General features: G+C 44.7%; 1 protein-coding gene. It reads left to right on the top strand.

Annotated features, from left to right (window positions below; all coding sequences use genetic code 11):
- On the top strand, positions 1 to 255 hold a 255-nt coding region (locus ACOB80_RS20915), incomplete at both ends, for an Ig-like domain-containing domain (RefSeq protein ID WP_473167806.1).

Below are 255 nucleotides of genomic sequence, written 5' to 3'. Positions count from 1 at the left end.
CGAGTGCTTATCTGCCGAGTAACGGTTTAACCAATGTGTCGCTGAATCCGACTATGCGTATCGTTTATAACCAGGATATGGATGAGACTACCATTACCGATGAATTTATTGTGATGCGTGACAATGATGGTAGTGCCTTCCCAGCAACGGTAAATCTGGCGGATGATCTGCGAACGGTAGAAATCACACCACAGTCACTCTTATCGGCCAACAGTTACTATTATGTGAGTCTGTCAGGTAACATTCTGGATACAG

The organism is Thalassotalea coralli, from assembly GCF_055786205.1.
The sequence above is the reverse complement of the archived record's forward strand: the minus strand, read 5'-3'. Positions and strand labels throughout refer to the sequence as shown.